Source organism: Veillonella sp. S13053-19, from assembly GCF_002959835.1.
Classification (GTDB): Bacteria; Bacillota; Negativicutes; order Veillonellales; family Veillonellaceae; genus Veillonella; species Veillonella rogosae.
Genome location: NZ_PPDA01000007.1, coordinates 225,288 through 242,986, shown reverse-complemented (window position 1 = coordinate 242,986; position 17,699 = coordinate 225,288). Strand labels below are relative to the sequence as shown.

Below are 17,699 nucleotides of genomic sequence, written 5' to 3'. Positions count from 1 at the left end.
AAGTTTTTATAGGTTTGATAGTTCTTTGTTCTATTTCTTAAGCGAGGTCTAGCTTAAGGATGTCATTTGTGTGTTCTGAAAGATAGTTCTATAGTTTTCCCAATGAGATTGGAGAGATTATGCTTTATCTAATGCTTGTGCCAAGTCTTCGATGATGTCATCTACATTTTCAAGACCGATGGACAAACGAATCATATCTGGTGTTACGCCAGCAGATTTTTGTTGTTCTTCGTTAAGTTGTGCATGTGTTGTAGATGCAGGATGAATAACGAGGGATTTAGCATCGGCTACGTTAGCAAGGTTGGAGAAGATTTCCAAAGAGTCAACAAGTTTAATACCTGCTTCTTTACCGCCTTTTACGCCGAATGTGAACACAGCACCAACGCCTTTAGAGAAGTATTTATCAGCTAATGCTTTGTATTTGTTATCTTCTAATTCTGGATAGCTTACCCACGCTACTTTTGGATGTTTGCTTAAGAAGTCTACTACTTTACGAGTATTTTCAACGTGACGTTCTACGCGCAAGGATAAGGTTTCAATACCTTGCAAGATTTGCCAAGATGCAAGCGGAGTAATGCATGCGCCTGTATCACGAAGCAATTGAGCACGGATTTTTACAGTGAATGGAATTGGCAAATCACCAAATACTAAACCATTATAGTGTTCATCACCTTCGGAGAAGCCAGGGTATTTGCCAGAACCTTTATAATCAAATTTACCGGATTCTACTACGATACCAGCCAATGTTGTACCGTGACCACCAAGGTATTTAGTAGCAGAGTGAACAACTACGTCAGCACCATGTTCTAATGGACGGAACAAGTATGGAGATGCGAATGTATTATCTACGATCAAGATGATATTGTGTTTATGAGCAATATCAGCTACTGCTTGCACGTCGATAAGGTTAATACCAGGGTTACCGATAGATTCGATATAAACAGCTTTTGTATTTTCATCGATAGCTGCTTCGAATTCTTCTAAATTATCAGGATTTACAAATTTAGTATGAATACCCAAACGTGGCAATGTAGCTGTGAACAAGTTGTAAGTACCACCGTACAAAGTGGAAGCTGCTACGATATTGTCGCCAGCATTAGCTACGTTCAAGATGGAATATGTAATCGCTGCGGAACCAGATGCTACTGCGATACCAGCTGCACCACCTTCAAGTTGTGCCACACGCGCATCTAATACATCAGTAGTAGGATTGCCAAGGCGGGAATAAATGCCACCAGGATTAGTTAAGGCAAAACGACCTGCTGCTTCTTCTGCGTCTTTAAATACGAAAGATGTAGTTTGGTAAATAGGTACTGCACGCGCACCTGTTGGATCTACCGTTTGACCGGCATGTAATTGTAATGTTTCAAATCTGTATTGTTTACTCATTATGACAACTCCTTTATATTAACTGTGAATTTAGTTCGTTATTTATACCTAGTATAGTACTATGCTTTAAAAAATATGTCTACTATTTTTTATATGAACTTCTCCATAACTTAAAACTATAGTGACCTTTAGAGGTAGCTAGACATGTTCCTAATACATCCTAAGTAAGGTAATTGTTTTATGATAAGACGTAGCAAAAAGCCCCTAATTACCTCTGCCGAACGAGCTCATAAGAGACTAACAGAAGCAATTAGGGGCATAATGACTAACAAAAGCTTAGATATAAGCACCTAAGTTTTTATCACGTTCAAATTTCATTTTTTGGATTTGTTCAATGATGTACGGTGTTTCTTGATAAACATAGTAATTTAACCAGTTCGTAAATAACAATGTACTTACAGAACGCCAGCGCACGATTGGACGTTGTTTTGGATCGTCATTAGGGAAGTAATTTTCAGGAACTGCAATATCCATACCTTTGTTGATGTCTCGCTCATATTCACGATTGAGAGTATCCCAATCATATTCAGCATGACCAAAGACAAAGATGTGTTTATTGTCTAAGCTACGAACAATAGCTGCTCCTGTTGGATCAGAGCCTGCCAATAATTCCAAATCGCGATTTTCTTTAATTTGTTGTAAAGAAACTGTTGTATGACGGGAATGCGGCATCCAGAACTTTTCATCAAAGCCACGCAAGAGCACTGGGCGATCATTGTAAATATCATGTTCATACACACCAAATAGTTTTTCATCCATAATAGATTTATTAATACCAAAGTGATGATACAAACCAGCTTGAGCACCCCAACAAATATAAAACGTGGAGCATACATGCTCTTCGCCCCAGTTCATAATTTCTACGAGCTCAGGCCAATAGTCTACCTCTTCAAAAGGCATTAACTCTACAGGGGCCCCTGTGATGATCATGCCGTCAAAGAATTGATCTTTTACTTCATCAAAGGTACGGTAGAAGGTTTCTAAATACTGTTCATCTGTATTTTTTGCTTTACGAGATGCCGTATGTATTAATGTCAAATTAACTTGTAACGGGCTATTACTGAGAGCACGTAAAATTTGAGTCTCTGTAATCTCTTTAGTAGGCATCAAATTGATTAACAGAATATTCAAAGGTCGGATTTGTTGATTTTCCGCCCGTTCAGTATCCATAACGAAAATGTTCTCTTGAGCTAATTTCGTAATGGCCGGTAAATTTTTTATTACTTTAATAGGCATATTGTCACCTCTACATATTCTACAATTTGATAACCTAATCTAAACAGTGTAACCAAGCTAATTAAAAGCCTTTAGTCTCGTAGGCACGTCGCCAAGCTTCGAGTCCTTCTTCTAATACCTTACGAGGACAAGCTACATTAATACGCTCAAAGTCCTCCCCATCTACGCCAAACATAGAACCTGTATCAAGCCACAACTTAGCTTCATTGATGATCCATTCATCACGTTCTTTAGGAGTTAATGGTAACTTTGAGCAATCTAACCACATGAGATATGTCCCTTCTGGACGATATACATGAATCTTCGGCATATATTTTGCTACATAATCAATGGTGAATTGAATATTATCTTGAATATATTCTTTTAATTCATCAAGCCAAGGGCCGCCTACTTTATAGGCCCCTTCACAACCAACGATGCCCATCGTATTTAGCTGACTATAGCCAGCGCGATCGATTTCTTTAATAAAACGGCGACGTAAGGAATCATTAGGAATGAAAATATTACTTACTTGAAGACCAGCGATGTTGAAAGTCTTGCTCGGTGCAGTACATACGATACAGTGTTCTGCATAGCTTTCACCTAGGTCAGCAAAGACCTTATGAGTATGTCCTTTCCAAACAAAATCAGCGTGGATTTCATCACTTACGATGAGTACATTATGTTTAATACAAATATCGCCAAGTCGTTTTAACTCATCCTCAGTCCACACGCGGCCTACCGGATTGTGGGGATTACATAAGAGGAATAATGTTACATTTTCCTCAACGATAGCCCGTTCAATGCCCTCAAAATCAATGGTGTACTTATCTTCACCTTTGATTAATGGCACATTGATGAGACGACGGTCATTATCGTCGATAACCATACTAAATGGATAATACACCGGTTGATTGATGAGCACCCCTTCACCTTCCTTGGTGAAAGCGCGAACAGCCATGGCCAAAGCAAAGACGATACCTGGTGTTTTAACGAGCCATTTTCGGTCTGGCGTCCAGTTAAAGCGCGTAGTAAACCAATTTTGTAGCACTTCAAAGTATTCGTCATCGGATTCGGTATAACCAAATACACCATGGTTCACGCGGTCCAATAAGATTTGTTTCAATTCAGGTGGAATTTCAAAATCCATGTCTGCCACCCAGAATGGCAACACATCGGCTGGTTTACCGCGTTTGACAGCAAAATCGTATTTCAAGGATTTTGTGTGAGTTCTATCTAAAATTTGATCAAAATTATATTGTCCCATAGGAACTCCTTTATTTATTGAAAGCTTGTTCCAAGTCCGCAATCAAGTCATCAGTATCTTCAATACCTACAGATAGACGCAATAAGCGACGTGTAATACCTTTGCGCTCAGCATCTTCTGGTTTTAAATCTGGATGTGTTTGCGTTACAGGGTAGGTCAACAAGGACTCTGTACCACCAAGACTTTCAGCAAATTGAATTAGCTCAATGCCTTCTAATACTGTTTTAGCCGTTTCTTCGCTATCTACTTCAAAAGATAACATGCCACCAAAACCAGTCGTTTGGGCTTTATTAATTTCATAGCCTGGATGTTCAGGAAGACCTGGGAACAATACTTTAGTAACCTTAGGTTGTGTTTTGAGCCATTCAGCAAGAGCAATGGCATTCTTTTGATGTTGCTCCATACGAAGGGCCAATGTTTTGACGCCGCGAATTACGAGCCAGCTATCCATTGCAGATAAGCAAGCACCTACGGTTTTGTAAGTTAGACACAATTTCGCAGCCAACTCATCGTCTTTCACAATAGTGAAACCAGAAATTACATCGTGATGACCACCGATGAATTTTGTACCACTATGAACGACAATATCTGCCCCCAACGTTAAAGGTTTTTGGAAATATGGGCTCAAGAATGTATTGTCGATGATTACAAGCGCATTACGCTCATGAGCCAACGCGCAGAGAGCGCGAATATCGGTAATCTCCATCATAGGATTTGTTGGTGTTTCAATATAAACAGCCTTTGTATTCGGTTTGAAAGCAGCTTTCACCGCATCAAGATCAGATGTACCTACATAGGTAAACTCGATGCCATTTTGTTCGTAAATATTTGTGAACATACGGATAGAGCCACCATATAAATCATCGCCTAAAATGATATGGTCTCCAGGGGAAAATAGATGGAATACGGCATCCACTGCGGCCATACCAGAAGAGAATGCTAATGCATCCGTACCTTCTTCAAGGCCTGCTATCAATTGTTCCAAGCGGTCGCGCGTCGGATTAGACTCACGCGTATATTGGTAACCTGTCGTATCACCCAATTGTGGATGAGAAAATGTACTAGACATATAAATTGCAGGGGAAATTGCACCAGTATTATCTGGCTTGCCACTGCCGTGAACACATTTTGTATTAAATTTCATTCCAATCAACTCCTCATATTTGTATACAATATGTTAATTATAAAAGTAGACAATGATTAAGGTCAACAAAAATGGGCACTCATACAGCCTGAGTGCCCCTAAAAAGTCATATCTATTTTGAATGGGTTGTCATAACTCTAAGTTAAGTTAGACTAATTTTTAGTACGTTTTGTAATAAGTAGAGCCAAAATAATGCCCAAAGAGGATGTCACTAATTGTGGCCAACTAGATACAAATAACATAGTGTTTACAATCTTTGGTGGGAATTGAAACAATGAAAAGAACAAAGAATAACCACCAAAAAGAACGCCTGCTTTTACCAAGGCAGCAACAATAATAAGTAAAGCCTTTGGTTTATGTTGTAGCCAGTGAGCTACGAATACATAGGCAGTGGTGCCAAGTGCCGTAATCAAGATGAACGGTGGCAACGGTAACATACCTTGTAAATGCGCCACAACTGGTGCTATCCAAGCAATGACAAGACCATTTTTCCAACCATAACGCCATGTGGCAAGTACAAAGGTTGCAGACGTAATAGAACCGATGAGGAACATGCTCACCTGATTAGGAATAAATGGAAAAATAATGCGCAAGCTTTGCGCCAACAAGGCTACGGCCAACAATAGACCTGTGCCCGTAATAGACTTTGTAGACATAAGAACCTCCTACTATACGATATAGATTTTACAAGAGGTACCTACCTCATATTTCAAATTAAGCCTCTACAAAATATAGACGCGCCCGATCATATACCCAATTATATACATATGTATAACCTAAAATAGCTAATGTCATAGATATATCCGTCATAAAAGCCATTCAAAAGGTCATCTGCATCATGTACATAATAATTGGCACCGTTGCAAGCATAAATAAGCCTTCAAATAACACAGCATGAACGGTGCGAATTAAAGGGCCTCGCGCTAATCGATCACCTGGTACTAGTTTATCAAAAATCCAGTTAAACACAAAATTCCAAACCATAGCTAGTAAGGAAAAAATAACCATTAATACAAAAGGCTGCCCCTCATGCGGAACAAACTGCATTACCAAACAACCAATTAAAATACAACCAAGCTCATATAAAACTGACTGTACAACTCGCTCCGAAGTAGACATAATAATAAACACCTCCAGTAAAAACCCCAGACAAGTAATTTACCATCACACCACTATTATAGTAATTTTCTTGCATTTGTCGAGCTTTGTTAAATATTGCCATTTCAGGATAAAAAGAAGCCGCATTGTATCTACTAAGCGACTTGCTCTCTTGAAGTGAGCTATGCCATTTTAAGATAGAAGAAGCCGCCATATGTCTATCCAGCGACTTACAGCGAATGGAGCGCAGAGAGACATATGGCGGCGGAAAGCCTATCCTAAAAGTGGCATTACGAACTGAATCCATGGAATCCCCACCACGATAAAGATCGCGAGGTAGATAATCCCAAAGATAGCGCCCAATTTCCAGAATTCAGGGCCTTTATTATAGCCACTAGCAAACCAGATTGGGCTATGACCAGTACCATATGGTGTAAGGATACCCATAATCCCCATAGGTACTAACAGAATCAACATAACTTGCGCTGGATCAACGCCAGGAATTTGAAGAATTAAAGTAGCAAACAAGCCTACCATAGCTGTTACATAAGCAGTACCAGATGCAAAGAAGTAACGAAGCAAGCAGAATGCTAATAACAAACCAAGAACTGCCATTGTAGGATCTAAAGAAACCAAAGAACCACCAGCAGATTTAGCAAGCCAATCTAAGAAGCCTACATTTTTAAGGCCAGAAGCCATAGGTACGAGTGTAGCAAACCAAGTCAAAACATTCCATGCTGGTTTGTTAGCAAGGAAGTCTTGCCATGTCATAATCTTAGTGAAAATCATCAAAATAATAACAATCAAAGCTGTTGTTGTAGGGTTTACTTTGAATGTAGAAGCACCAATCCACAACACAAGAGCCAATACAGAAATTAAGGCCATGAAGATTTCACTGCGTGTCATGGAGCCTAGTTTCTTATACTCATCCTTTGCCCATGCTGCAATTTCAGGGGAGCCTTTCACCTCTGGCTTGCAGAATACATAGGTCAACAATGGAGTGATGATGAACAAGATAAGGCCTACTGGCAAGAATGCGAGGAACCATGTGCCCCAGTTCGCCGCTACGATACCAGATTTAGCTGACAATTCTAGAGCCAATGGGTTTGGCGCTGCACCAGTCAAAAAGATAGAGCTAGATACACATGTAGTTGCCAACGCTACCCAGTTCAAATAGGAGCCAATTTTACGAGGGTTCTTATCTGGATAGGAATCAAACATTGGACAAATACTAGATACGATTGGATAAATGGTACCACCAGAACGAGCCGCATTACTTGGGATGAACGGCGCCAATACAAGGTCCGTAATAGCGATAGCATAACCAAGACCTAAAGAGGACTTGCCAAGCTTTGCTACGAGGAACAAAGCAATACGACGACCAAGGCCAGAGTTTTCATAACCAATACCAATCATGAAAGCGGCAAAGATCAACCATACGATGGCATTAGAGAAACCACTAAGACCCCAGCTGATAGCTTGCGCATCAGTAATCGCCTTAGCGACACCGGTTGCTTTATCTACCACAGGGGCAGGACCAACCTTAAACAACATAGACACGGTAACAGCAATGATACCGATAAAAGCTGGTGGCATTGGTTCTAAAATCAACCCTACCACGAGGCCTGCGAAAATACTTACATAAATCCAAGAATTTGCGCTAAGACCTTCAGGAGCACCGATGAGCCATACAATAATAGCTACTACAAGCGGTGCGAATAATTTCCAATTCAACTTCATTAGAAACTCTCCTTACTACTTCAAAACAAAAATTGCAAAAATTGCCTATTTAGTATATCAAAAATTTTAATAAAATGATATAAACTCAATCATAATACTTATTAATTGATAATAAACTTTTAGTAATAAATTTCATCCTACTAGTAGTAGAAAACGGCACAATTGTGGAACAAGGGACACATCACGAACTGATAGAGCGTGGTGGTAACTACAAAGAACTCTATGAAAACTATGCGGCGGGCATGACAGTATAAGTCAATCTACCAAAGCCCCCCCTTGTATCAGCCAATAATATCCTCATGTTATCTCATATAAATAGAACCCCTAATAAGTAAAAACTTATTAGAGGTTCTTTTATTTATTCCTATATAGCTGTTCGTGCCTATATATCACATTATTATATTCTATTCACCTTTAGGTACGAACCATAGACCGTTGTTATTTTTTTCCATATAGTCTTTAAATTCTTGAGAGTGGTAAGCTGCTACAAGGTCTTTCGCCCATTGTGCATCTTTATTTTTCTCGTTAACTACGACTTGTAGTAACCATTGTGGTAGTACATCTTCATTTGCCAATGCAGATTTAGGATCGATTTTTGCATTATAAATGATAGCACCAGTAATAACAATATAATCAAAATCAGTACGTACAGAAGGAATTGTAAGGGATTTCATTTCTGTAAATTTAAGATGTTTAGGGTTTTCAATAATATCTGCTTGTGTTACTGTCGCTAAATCTTTATTTGGATCAAGTTTAATCCAACCGATTTTTTGCAATAACGCATAAGCACGAGCCATGTTGGATGCATCATTAGGTACTGCAATTGTGTCGCCATCTGCCACTTGATCTAGAGATGTTTTAGAACCGCTAAAGATACCTGCTGGTACTGTTGGAATTGGAGTTAAGGCTACAAGATGACCCTTTTGTTTTTCGTTGAAGTTTTTCATGTATGCTGTATGTTGTTCAACGTTGAAATCTACTTCACCATCACTCAATACTTGGTCTGCTTGTACCAAGTCAGACATATCTACACCTTTAAAGGTATAGCCTTGTTTTTCCAAAATTGGTTTTACACCTTTTTCAAACAATTCAGAGTAAGGGCCTTGAGATTTACTATAGCTTAATTCTTTTTTAGCACCATTATCACTATTGTTTGAACCGCAGCCTGCTATAAAAGCTACGCTAAATACTAATGCCGCACCAAGGGCAAGAAGTTTCTTTAATTTCATGGTATATTCTCCTATACTTTCATAATCAAGATAACTAGAATTTATTTCATCAATTAGGAACGACGCGCACGTCGTGCAAAGTAGTTACCTATTGTTTGAATAATTTGAACAAAAATTATTAAAATAACTACGGTAAATAACATCAATGGGAAGTTCAACCGTTCATAACCATAGGTAAGAGCTAAATCACCTACACCACCTGCACCAATAGCACCAGCCATAGCAGTAGCACCGATTAGACCTATGGTACCTGTTGTAATAGATAGAATAAGAGAACCCTTTGCTTCTGGTAAAAGAAAATGCCAAATCACTTCAAAATGAGAGGCTCCCATCGATTGTGCTGCCTCGATAATGCCTTTATTAACCTCTAAAATAGAGTTTTCAAAGAGTCGAGCAAGATAAGGTGCAATGAATATAACAAGTGGTACAATAGCCGCTGTTGTACCAACACGAGTACCTACAATCATCTTAGTTAACGGTAATATAAACACCATCAAAATGATAAATGGTACAGAACGCACAATATTAACAATTGTATTTGTAATGGTATAAACAATACTATTTTTAACGATACCATTAGGATTTGTTACTACTAGTGTAACTGCGATAATTAGACCTAATACAGTACCAATGAATAGAGATAGGAACACCATATATAATGTCTGTTCTGCAGCTAATAATAACTGCGATCCTGGAACACCAAGTTCTTGCATGAAGAAATCCATTATAGTGTCACCTCCTGCCATTCAATACCTTGAGCAACAAGATACTCTTTTACCTTGCCCACCTCAAGATCATCGCCAATAAATTGAACAATGAATATACCAAGTACAGTATGTTCTAACTCTGTTACCGTAGCAAATAATACACTTGTTTCTAAATCATAGGTTTTATTAATATGATATAGAACATTATCTGTCGTATTATTTCCTAAGAAATGCATCTTAAGAATTGTGTATGGCCTTTTATCACAAGCTAATGTATGTTTCACGGTTGATGGAATTTCATCAGGAATTACAGTCCTAACAAATCGCTTTGTTGTTTCGTGTTTAGGTTTACTAAACACCTCAAGTACAGATCCCCTCTCTATGAGCTTTCCATGCTCCATAACTACAACGCGATTACATATTTTCTGAATTACATCGATCTCATGAGTTACAATAATAACTGTTACTCCTAGTTCCCGATTAACACGTTCTAGTAATTGTAATATAGATTCTGTTGTATCAGGATCTAAAGCGCTAGTTGCTTCATCACAAAGCAATATGGATGGATCTGTAGCTAGCGCACGAGCAATACCAACGCGTTGTTTTTGACCACCAGATAATTCTCCAGGATATGCATTTGCTTTATCGCCCAAATCAACAAAGTCTAACAAGGTTTTAACCTTCCTATCAATTTCTGATTTAGGAACCTTATTTAGAATCAATGGAATCGCAACATTATCATACACAGATTTAGCATTCAATAAATTGAACTGTTGAAACACCATACCGATGCGCTTACGCACCTTTCTAAGCTCATTAAAACTTAAATCATTGATATTCACACCATCTATTTCAACATGACCAGAGGTAGGTACCTCTAAGGCATTAATCATGCGAAGCAGTGTAGATTTACCAGCTCCACTAAAGCCAATAATGCCAAATATATCGCCTTTTTCTATGGTAAAGTTTACATCAGATAATGCAGTAACCTTTTGCTTATTAACGTCAAACTCTTTCGTTACATTTCGTATAGCAATCACTGTACCACCTCTCTCCCTACATATTAGTAGGAATTAATACTTTTCTAAAACATATCTTTAAGGTATGTTTTAATTGTATAATTAGATTACTACAATTTATAAGGACTGTCAAACAAAAAAAGAACCTCACCAATTAAAAAGTTGAGGTTCTTTTTTATATAGCTTCTATACTATAAGGATTTACATTCCTATATATCTAATTTTATATCTTTTACATCAAATACAAACGATTCAGCCAATAAGAAAATTAACCTATCTATATCGATTAAATAAGAACAATGATCCTAATATGATTGGTGCCCCAATATAAAGCCCCATGTTTGGAAATTCTCCCAATAAGAATGCCGCTACTATAGCTGCCACGATTGGTGAAATATACATAAAGTTGGTTACATCAGACACCTTTTCAGCATGTTCAAAAGCATAACTCCAGAATACAAATCCTAAGGCACTGGAAAAGAATGCTAGGTATACCATAGCAAGCTTCGCAGTAATTGGTGCGGCTCCAATCATTTCAATAGCATGATCTGCAAAAGGTAATGCCATAATAGCACCTGTAAACATTGACCACATGGCTATAGTAATGGAGTTATAACCTTTCAGGCTAAGGCCACGATTGAGGATATTATAAATCGCAAACAATATCATACCTAATAAAGTCCACAATGCACCCATAGGAATTGTAAGAGTAGAATTCCAAAGAATAATAATAGCTACACCTATAAATGCAGTGATAGTAAAGATCCATCCGACAGGACGTATTCTATCTTTATAGACCACTAACGCTAAAAGGGCGGTCGTCATGGGCGTCAAAGCCATAATAATACTTGAAGTAGCCGCTGGGATTGTGCGAAGTCCTTCATTAAAAACGACTTGATAAACGAAGTTCCCTGTAGCACCTAATAAAATATATATGCCCCACTCGCGCCAAGATGTAGGGATGTGTAATCCTTTGAATACACCAATAATTAGCATGAGTATAGCACCACCTACCACTCTTGCTACAGAGAGTGTCAATGCATCTACTGACTGTAATGCCAGTTTACCAAACGGAAATGCTGTAGCCCATACGGCAATCGTGGCAGATGCACCCAAAATAGCTTTCATTCGATTTGTCATTAGCATCCACCTTTCACAGTATCTTTATAGGATCTTTAAATTTACATTACGCTAAATACACGTATTCACAAGTGATTGAGAACTAACGCATCCTATCTAAACTAAGTCCATCAAAACACAGTATATATTATATTACATAACATATTTTAATATTACCATAATACATTACTAATACTATAAAAAATTAGTTCTCTTATATCGAACTCTTTCTATTTATTGATATAAATTTTCATTATCTAATAATAATAGAATTTCCCCAACACCTAAGTATATATCGTTCAAACATTACAATCTGTTCCTATAGTTACAGACTTTATAAAGAACACAAACTACTGAATTCAAATATAAATAACTACTATACTTACGAAAACTGCATAGCATGTATTGAAAATTCATATCATTTAAAATTTGTTAAATCATGACAAACATTGTACACTATAGGCATAGAAATCTATAGTTATATCCTTTTATGGAGGTGCAAAATGCAACATACTGCATGGAAAGATTTTAACACAGGTGTGTGGGATAAAGCCGTTGACGTACGCGACTTTATTCAAAGAAACTATATCCCCTATGAAGGGGACGATTCCTTCCTTGCTGGTCCTACAGAAAGAACGACAAAATTATGGGACCAAGTAATGAAGCTTTATGAGGAAGAACGTGAAAAAGGCGGCATGATCGATGCCGATACTTCCGTGGCCACACACATTACTGCCCATGCGCCAGGATATATCGACAAAGACCTTGAAACGATTGTTGGTTTGCAAACTGACAAACCATTAAAACGCGCTATGTTCCCTTATGGTGGCTTGCGTACTGCGAAATCCGCTATTGAAGAATACGGTTTCAAAATGGATCCCCGAACAGAAGACTTCTTCAAAAAACATCGTAAAACTCACAATGATGGCGTATTTGATGTATATACACCAGAAATGCGTGCTGCTCGTACGGCGCATATCGTAACTGGTTTACCAGATGCTTATAGCCGTGGCCGTATCATCGGTGACTATCGCCGTATCGCGTTGTATGGTGTAGATTATCTCATTGAAGAGAAAAAAGAACAATTCAGCATCACTATGGGCGATATGCTTGAAGAAGTAATTCGCGACCGCGAAGAAATTCAAGATCAAATCCGCTCCTTAAAAGAATTGAAAGAAATGGCTGCGTCCTACGGTTACGATATTTCTGAACCAGCTAAAGACGTTAAAGAAGCTATGCAATGGATTTACTTCGGCTATCTTGGCGCTATTAAAGAACAAAATGGTGCTGCTATGTCCATCGGCCGTAACTCTACATTCCTAGACATCTACGCAGAACGCGACCTTCGCAATGGCACATACACAGAAGAGCAAATCCAGGAATTCGTAGATCATTTCATCATGAAATTGCGTATGGTTCGCTTCGCACGTATTCACGAATACAACAACTTGTTCACAGGCGATCCTGTTTGGACAACTGAATCTATCGGTGGTATGGGTATTGACGGCCGTACATTGGTTTCCAAAATGTCCTTCCGTTATCTACATACATTGACTAACCTTGGTCCTGCTCCAGAACCAAACCTCACTGTATTGTGGTCCCCTCGCATGCCAATCGGCTTCCGCCGCTTCTGTGCGAAACTATCTATTGAAACATCTTCCATCCAATACGAAAACGACGACTTAATGCGTCCTAACTCTGGTGATGACTACGCCATCGCATGTTGCGTATCCCCTATGCGTATTGGTAAAGAGATGCAATTCTTCGGCGCTCGTTCCAACTTGGCTAAATGCTTGCTTTATGCAATCAATGGCGGCGTCGATGAAAAATTGAAAAAACAAATTGGCCCTAAATACCGCCCTATCACTTCCGAATACTTAGAATTCGACGAAGTATGGGAAAAATTCGACGACATGATGGAATGGTTGGCAGGCGTATATGTAAATGCATTGAATATCATTCACTACATGCACGACAAATACGCTTATGAAAAACTAGAAATGGCATTGCATGACCGCAAGGTAACTCGTTGGTTTGCAACTGGTATTGCTGGTTTATCCGTAGTAGCTGACTCCTTGTCTGCTATTAAATACGCTAAGGTAAAACCTATTCGCGACGAAAACGGCATCGCTGTTGATTTCGAAATCGAAGGTGACTTCCCTAAATATGGTAACGATGACGATCGTGTAGATAGCTTGGCAGCAAAAGTTGTTTCCACATTTATGAATAAAATTCGTAAACATCCTACATATCGTCAATCCGTTCCTACTATGAGCTTGTTAACAATTACTTCCAACGTAGTATATGGTACTGCAACAGGTTCCACACCAGATGGTCGTAAAGCTGGCGAAGCTTTCGCTCCTGGTGCTAACCCAATGCATGGTCGTGATACTCACGGTGCTATTTCTTCGTTGGCATCCGTAGCAAAAATGCCATGGCGTGATAGCTCCGATGGTATTTCCAATACCTTCTCTATCATTCCTGACGCATTAGGTAAATCTGGTGAAACATTTGTGTCCCTCAGCGATTTTGATATCGAGTTAGATCCATCTCAATTGCCTAACTCCAATACAAACTTCGCATGTAGCGAACCGAATGTTACTATAAAGGAAGATAAATAACGTCTTCCATAGTATCGGACTGCTTTCACCGGCACCGATACGAGTGTTAGTCTTGGTTGAAAGGAGGTAATACCCATGAGCAACCAACAACAAATTGATAACTTGGTAGAGTTATTGGATGGCTACTCCCAAAAAGGCGGTCATCATTTGAACGTTAACGTGTTCACTCGCGAAACATTGTTAGACGCTCAAAAGCATCCTGAGTTGTACCCTCAATTGACTGTTCGTGTGTCTGGTTACGCAGTGCACTTCAGCAAATTGACTAAAGCACAACAGGACGAAGTTATTTCCCGTACATTCCATCAACAAATCTAATCGAGGTTTCCTATGACAGGACGTATTCATTCGGTCGAAACAATGGGTACGGTTGATGGTCCAGGCATGCGCATGGTGGTTTTTCTCCAAGGATGCCCCATGCGTTGTGCTTATTGCCACAATCCCGACACATGGAATGAAATTAGCGATGATGCTAAGTTCATGACTGTTGAGGAGTTGTGGGACCAGTACGAACGTAACCGCCAATTTTATACTAATGGTGGTATCACCGTCACAGGTGGGGAAGCTCTTATGCAAATTGACTTTGTTACGGAGCTTTTCACATATTTCCGTGAAAGAAACGTCCATACCTGTTTAGATACAAGTGGAATTTGTTTTGATCCCCACCAAGAGGTGGCCTACCGTAAGCTACTCAGTGTCACTAGTCTCGTCATCCTAGACCTTAAAGAAATTGATCCTGATAAACATCTGTGGTTAACTGGCAAATCGTTAGAGCCTATCCTCGGCTTTGCACGATTGACAGCAGACGTAGAAGTTCCCATTTGGGTTCGTCATGTTGTAGTTCCTACGATTACAGATAATGCAGATCATCACTATCGTCTAGGCTTTTTCCTAGGATCCCTGAAAAACTTACAAGCCGTTGATTGCTTACCATATCACGTTATGGGTACTGCTAAATATAAGGAGTTAGGAATTACCTATCGCCTAGAGGGCATACCGGCCGCAACAAAAGATTTAGCGGCCAAAGCGACAAGAACCGTGGTGGAAGGCATCAAGGCCTATCGACGCCATTGGTGGAGTCCCATCAAAACACAACATCAATCATAATCAAGTTTGAGGATAACTACCTCCCTTGATATATATACATATATATACCAAGACTTGATCTATGATAGCCCTAATCAATAGAGCCGCCCCCACACAACCGGGGACGGCTCTTATTGTGTTTAAATAAACTTTCTATCATACAAACGGGCTGCAATGAGGACAACCAAACAGGACCCCACATTATGAACTAACGCACCAGTAGTAGGTGTCAAAACCTCAAGTAATGAGAGAATAATAGCGATACAGTTAATGGCCATTGATAAAGCAATACTAAATTTAATAGTTCTAATCGTAGCATCTGATAGTCGCTTAATATAAGGAATTTTGCTAAGATCTTCACTCATCAACGCAATATCAGCTGTTTCTATGGCAATATCACTACCGATACTCCCCATTGCAATACTCACATCAGCAGTCTTCATAGCTGGTGCATCATTAATTCCATCACCAACCATACAAACCTTGTGGTGTTTTCCTTGCAACTCTTCAATAATTCTCATTTTTTCGCCAGGTAAAAGCTCCGCATGTATTTCAGAAATACCTGCTTTTTTGCCAATATATGTAGCCGTTTCTTTACTATCCCCCGTAAGAAGTACTGTTTTCATAGCTAGGCTAGAGACTGCAGACAACATATCTGCCGTATCTCGTCGCATTGTATCAGATAAAGCAATAATACCTATAATATGATCTTTATCTGCAATAATGATGGATACCTTTCCTTCACTTCGATATGTATTAACGTTTTGTTGAACCCTTTCATCAACAATAATATTATTTTCCTCAAGAAAACGTTCATGACCACAATATAATGTAACACCGTTTATTACGGCAATAATGCCCCTTCCTACGGACATTGTAAACGAAGTAGTAGCAAGTATTTGTAAATCTTGATGTATGGCATGAGAAACGATAGCCTTGCCAATAGGATGCTCGCTCTTAGCCTCTGCAGATGCTGCTAATTGAAGAATATCGACCTCACTATAATCTGTATCAACGACCAAAATAGATTGAACCGATAACTGACCATGTGTTAATGTGCCGGTTTTATCAAATGCCATGGTATCCACTTTACCCATAGTTTCAAGAATTTCACCAGATTTAATAATAACGCCATGTTTAGTAGCTTGACCAATAGCGGCCATAACCGCAGTAGGTGTGGCAAGCACCAATGCACAAGGACAAAATACTACCAATACAGTAACACCGACGATGATATTTCCAGTTACTAGGTAGCCTATACATGCAATCATCAATGCAATAGGCACCAATCGACTAGCAACAGTATCAGCTATGCGCTGAATCGGAGCCTGTTTCTGTTCTGCATTTCGAATAAGCTGAATCATTTTTTGAATAGAACTATCTTCGCCCACTTTAGTAGCTATAATATCTATGGCACCAAAACAGTTAATAGTTCCACCAAATACATCATCATCAATTGTTTTATCAACAGGTATAGACTCTCCTGTCATAATGGATTGATCTACCGTTGTTTCACCGTTAATGATTCGCCCATCTACAGGTATTGTTTCGCCTGGAAGGATTCGCAAGTAATCACCACTTTGTATAGACTCTACGGAAATCATTATTTCTTTGTTATCTTGTATTTTACGACCCTTAACAGGTGCTAATGAAATTAACTTTTTTAACCCCTTTTTTGCTCGCTCGGTAGTTGATTCTTCAAGGAGAGCGCCTAAAGCCATAATAAACGCTACCTCACCGGCCGCAAATATATCTCCGATGGCTATGGCTGCAAACATAGCCATGGAAATCAATAGAGCCGATGAGATTTTACTAATTCCCTTATTATATACAATTCTTCGAATAGATAAATACACAAGAGGAAAACCACAAATAATAACGGTAACCCAAGAAGGCTCAAAAGGGAATATATTTTGAAACGGACTCTGTCCACCAAACTCTTCTATCAAATGCGGAATCCCATCAAGCAGTAAAAATAGCCCCGCTAAAATCGTCATATATAAACCAGATAATATATCATGTATACGATGTACCATACAGCAATCCCCTTATAAAACTTTCACTATCA

The 17,699-nt window shown here is 39.0% G+C and carries 14 protein-coding genes and 1 pseudogene; 3 read left to right on the top strand and 12 right to left on the bottom strand.

Annotation, left to right across the window (positions count from 1 at the left end; genetic code table 11):
• Window positions 1–117: 117 nt before the first annotated feature.
• From VEHSUH06_RS02950 to VEHSUH06_RS02900, 11 genes and pseudogenes are all read right to left on the bottom strand, one after another.
• Window positions 118–1,389, bottom strand: a complete 1,272-nt coding sequence (locus VEHSUH06_RS02950) for an O-acetylhomoserine aminocarboxypropyltransferase/cysteine synthase family protein (RefSeq protein ID WP_009352070.1) — start codon at window positions 1,387–1,389, stop codon at window positions 118–120.
• A 276-nt stretch (window positions 1,390–1,665) separates the two neighbouring features.
• Window positions 1,666–2,625, bottom strand: coding sequence for a homoserine O-succinyltransferase (gene metA, locus VEHSUH06_RS02945; RefSeq protein WP_105081568.1), 960 nt, complete (start codon window positions 2,623–2,625; stop codon window positions 1,666–1,668).
• Between the two features lie 61 nt (window positions 2,626–2,686).
• Window positions 2,687–3,871, bottom strand: coding sequence for a MalY/PatB family protein (locus VEHSUH06_RS02940; RefSeq protein ID WP_105097705.1), 1,185 nt, complete (start codon window positions 3,869–3,871; stop codon window positions 2,687–2,689).
• Between the two features lie 10 nt (window positions 3,872–3,881).
• The gene (locus VEHSUH06_RS02935; protein ID WP_105097704.1) at window positions 3,882–5,015 is read right to left on the bottom strand and encodes a PLP-dependent aspartate aminotransferase family protein; all 1,134 of its coding nucleotides are present in this window, start codon (window positions 5,013–5,015) and stop codon (window positions 3,882–3,884) included.
• A 152-nt stretch (window positions 5,016–5,167) separates the two neighbouring features.
• Complete coding sequence (locus VEHSUH06_RS02930) at window positions 5,168–5,671, bottom strand: hypothetical protein (protein WP_105097703.1); 504 nt, start codon at window positions 5,669–5,671, stop codon at window positions 5,168–5,170.
• Between the two features lie 58 nt (window positions 5,672–5,729).
• A pseudogene (locus VEHSUH06_RS02925) lies at window positions 5,730–6,134 on the bottom strand (PACE efflux transporter).
• A gap of 252 nt (window positions 6,135–6,386) precedes the next feature.
• On the bottom strand, window positions 6,387–7,853 hold the full coding sequence (locus VEHSUH06_RS02920; RefSeq protein ID WP_009351845.1) for a DASS family sodium-coupled anion symporter: 1,467 nt from the start codon (window positions 7,851–7,853) through the stop codon (window positions 6,387–6,389).
• Between the two features lie 404 nt (window positions 7,854–8,257).
• Window positions 8,258–9,082, bottom strand: coding sequence for a MetQ/NlpA family ABC transporter substrate-binding protein (locus VEHSUH06_RS02915; RefSeq protein ID WP_105097702.1), 825 nt, complete (start codon window positions 9,080–9,082; stop codon window positions 8,258–8,260).
• Window positions 9,083–9,135: 53 nt separating this feature from the next.
• Window positions 9,136–9,807, bottom strand: a complete 672-nt coding sequence (locus VEHSUH06_RS02910; protein ID WP_005381510.1) for a methionine ABC transporter permease — start codon at window positions 9,805–9,807, stop codon at window positions 9,136–9,138.
• Window positions 9,807–10,829: a methionine ABC transporter ATP-binding protein gene (locus VEHSUH06_RS02905; RefSeq protein WP_105097701.1), complete on the bottom strand. Its 1,023-nt coding sequence runs from the start codon at window positions 10,827–10,829 to the stop codon at window positions 9,807–9,809. The genes VEHSUH06_RS02910 and VEHSUH06_RS02905 overlap by 1 nt, the downstream gene beginning before the upstream one ends.
• A gap of 252 nt (window positions 10,830–11,081) precedes the next feature.
• Window positions 11,082–11,948 carry a DMT family transporter gene (locus VEHSUH06_RS02900; protein ID WP_105097700.1) on the bottom strand — a complete coding sequence of 289 codons (867 nt, stop codon included), beginning with the start codon at window positions 11,946–11,948 and terminating at the stop codon, window positions 11,082–11,084.
• Window positions 11,949–12,430: 482 nt separating this feature from the next.
• On the opposite strand from VEHSUH06_RS02900, the gene pflB reads away from it, so the two are divergent.
• The 3 genes from pflB to pflA all read left to right on the top strand — a co-directional run bounded on the left by pflB (window position 12,431) and on the right by pflA (window position 15,652).
• On the top strand, window positions 12,431–14,548 hold the full coding sequence (pflB, locus tag VEHSUH06_RS02895; protein WP_105097699.1) for a formate C-acetyltransferase: 2,118 nt from the start codon (window positions 12,431–12,433) through the stop codon (window positions 14,546–14,548).
• Between the two features lie 75 nt (window positions 14,549–14,623).
• A complete protein-coding gene (gene grcA3 / locus VEHSUH06_RS02890) occupies window positions 14,624–14,863 on the top strand; it encodes an autonomous glycyl radical cofactor GrcA3 (RefSeq protein ID WP_005387698.1) in 240 nt (79 codons plus the stop codon).
• A gap of 12 nt (window positions 14,864–14,875) precedes the next feature.
• The gene (gene pflA, locus VEHSUH06_RS02885; protein WP_105097698.1) at window positions 14,876–15,652 is read left to right on the top strand and encodes a pyruvate formate-lyase-activating protein; all 777 of its coding nucleotides are present in this window, start codon (window positions 14,876–14,878) and stop codon (window positions 15,650–15,652) included.
• A gap of 119 nt (window positions 15,653–15,771) precedes the next feature.
• Here the strand turns inward: pflA and VEHSUH06_RS02880 are convergent, their stop codons facing one another.
• On the bottom strand, window positions 15,772–17,667 hold the full coding sequence (locus VEHSUH06_RS02880; protein WP_105081562.1) for a cation-translocating P-type ATPase: 1,896 nt from the start codon (window positions 17,665–17,667) through the stop codon (window positions 15,772–15,774).
• Window positions 17,668–17,699: the final 32 nt, after the last annotated feature.

Excerpts from the sequence above, each read along its gene's own strand:
- VEHSUH06_RS02950 (WP_009352070.1), bottom strand. The coding sequence starts at position 1,389 with ATGAGTAAACAATACAGATTTGAAACATTACAATTACATGCCGGTCAA.
- metA (WP_105081568.1), bottom strand. The coding sequence starts at position 2,625 with ATGCCTATTAAAGTAATAAAAAATTTACCGGCCATTACGAAATTAGCT.
- VEHSUH06_RS02940 (WP_105097705.1), bottom strand. The coding sequence starts at position 3,871 with ATGGGACAATATAATTTTGATCAAATTTTAGATAGAACTCACACAAAA.
- VEHSUH06_RS02935 (WP_105097704.1), bottom strand. The coding sequence starts at position 5,015 with ATGAAATTTAATACAAAATGTGTTCACGGCAGTGGCAAGCCAGATAAT.
- VEHSUH06_RS02930 (WP_105097703.1), bottom strand. The coding sequence starts at position 5,671 with ATGTCTACAAAGTCTATTACGGGCACAGGTCTATTGTTGGCCGTAGCC.
- VEHSUH06_RS02920 (WP_009351845.1), bottom strand. The coding sequence starts at position 7,853 with ATGAAGTTGAATTGGAAATTATTCGCACCGCTTGTAGTAGCTATTATT.
- VEHSUH06_RS02915 (WP_105097702.1), bottom strand. The coding sequence starts at position 9,082 with ATGAAATTAAAGAAACTTCTTGCCCTTGGTGCGGCATTAGTATTTAGC.
- VEHSUH06_RS02910 (WP_005381510.1), bottom strand. The coding sequence starts at position 9,807 with ATGGATTTCTTCATGCAAGAACTTGGTGTTCCAGGATCGCAGTTATTA.
- VEHSUH06_RS02900 (WP_105097700.1), bottom strand. The coding sequence starts at position 11,948 with ATGACAAATCGAATGAAAGCTATTTTGGGTGCATCTGCCACGATTGCC.
- pflB (WP_105097699.1), top strand. The coding sequence starts at position 12,431 with ATGCAACATACTGCATGGAAAGATTTTAACACAGGTGTGTGGGATAAA.
- grcA3 (WP_005387698.1), top strand. The coding sequence starts at position 14,624 with ATGAGCAACCAACAACAAATTGATAACTTGGTAGAGTTATTGGATGGC.
- pflA (WP_105097698.1), top strand. The coding sequence starts at position 14,876 with ATGACAGGACGTATTCATTCGGTCGAAACAATGGGTACGGTTGATGGT.
- VEHSUH06_RS02880 (WP_105081562.1), bottom strand. The coding sequence starts at position 17,667 with ATGGTACATCGTATACATGATATATTATCTGGTTTATATATGACGATT.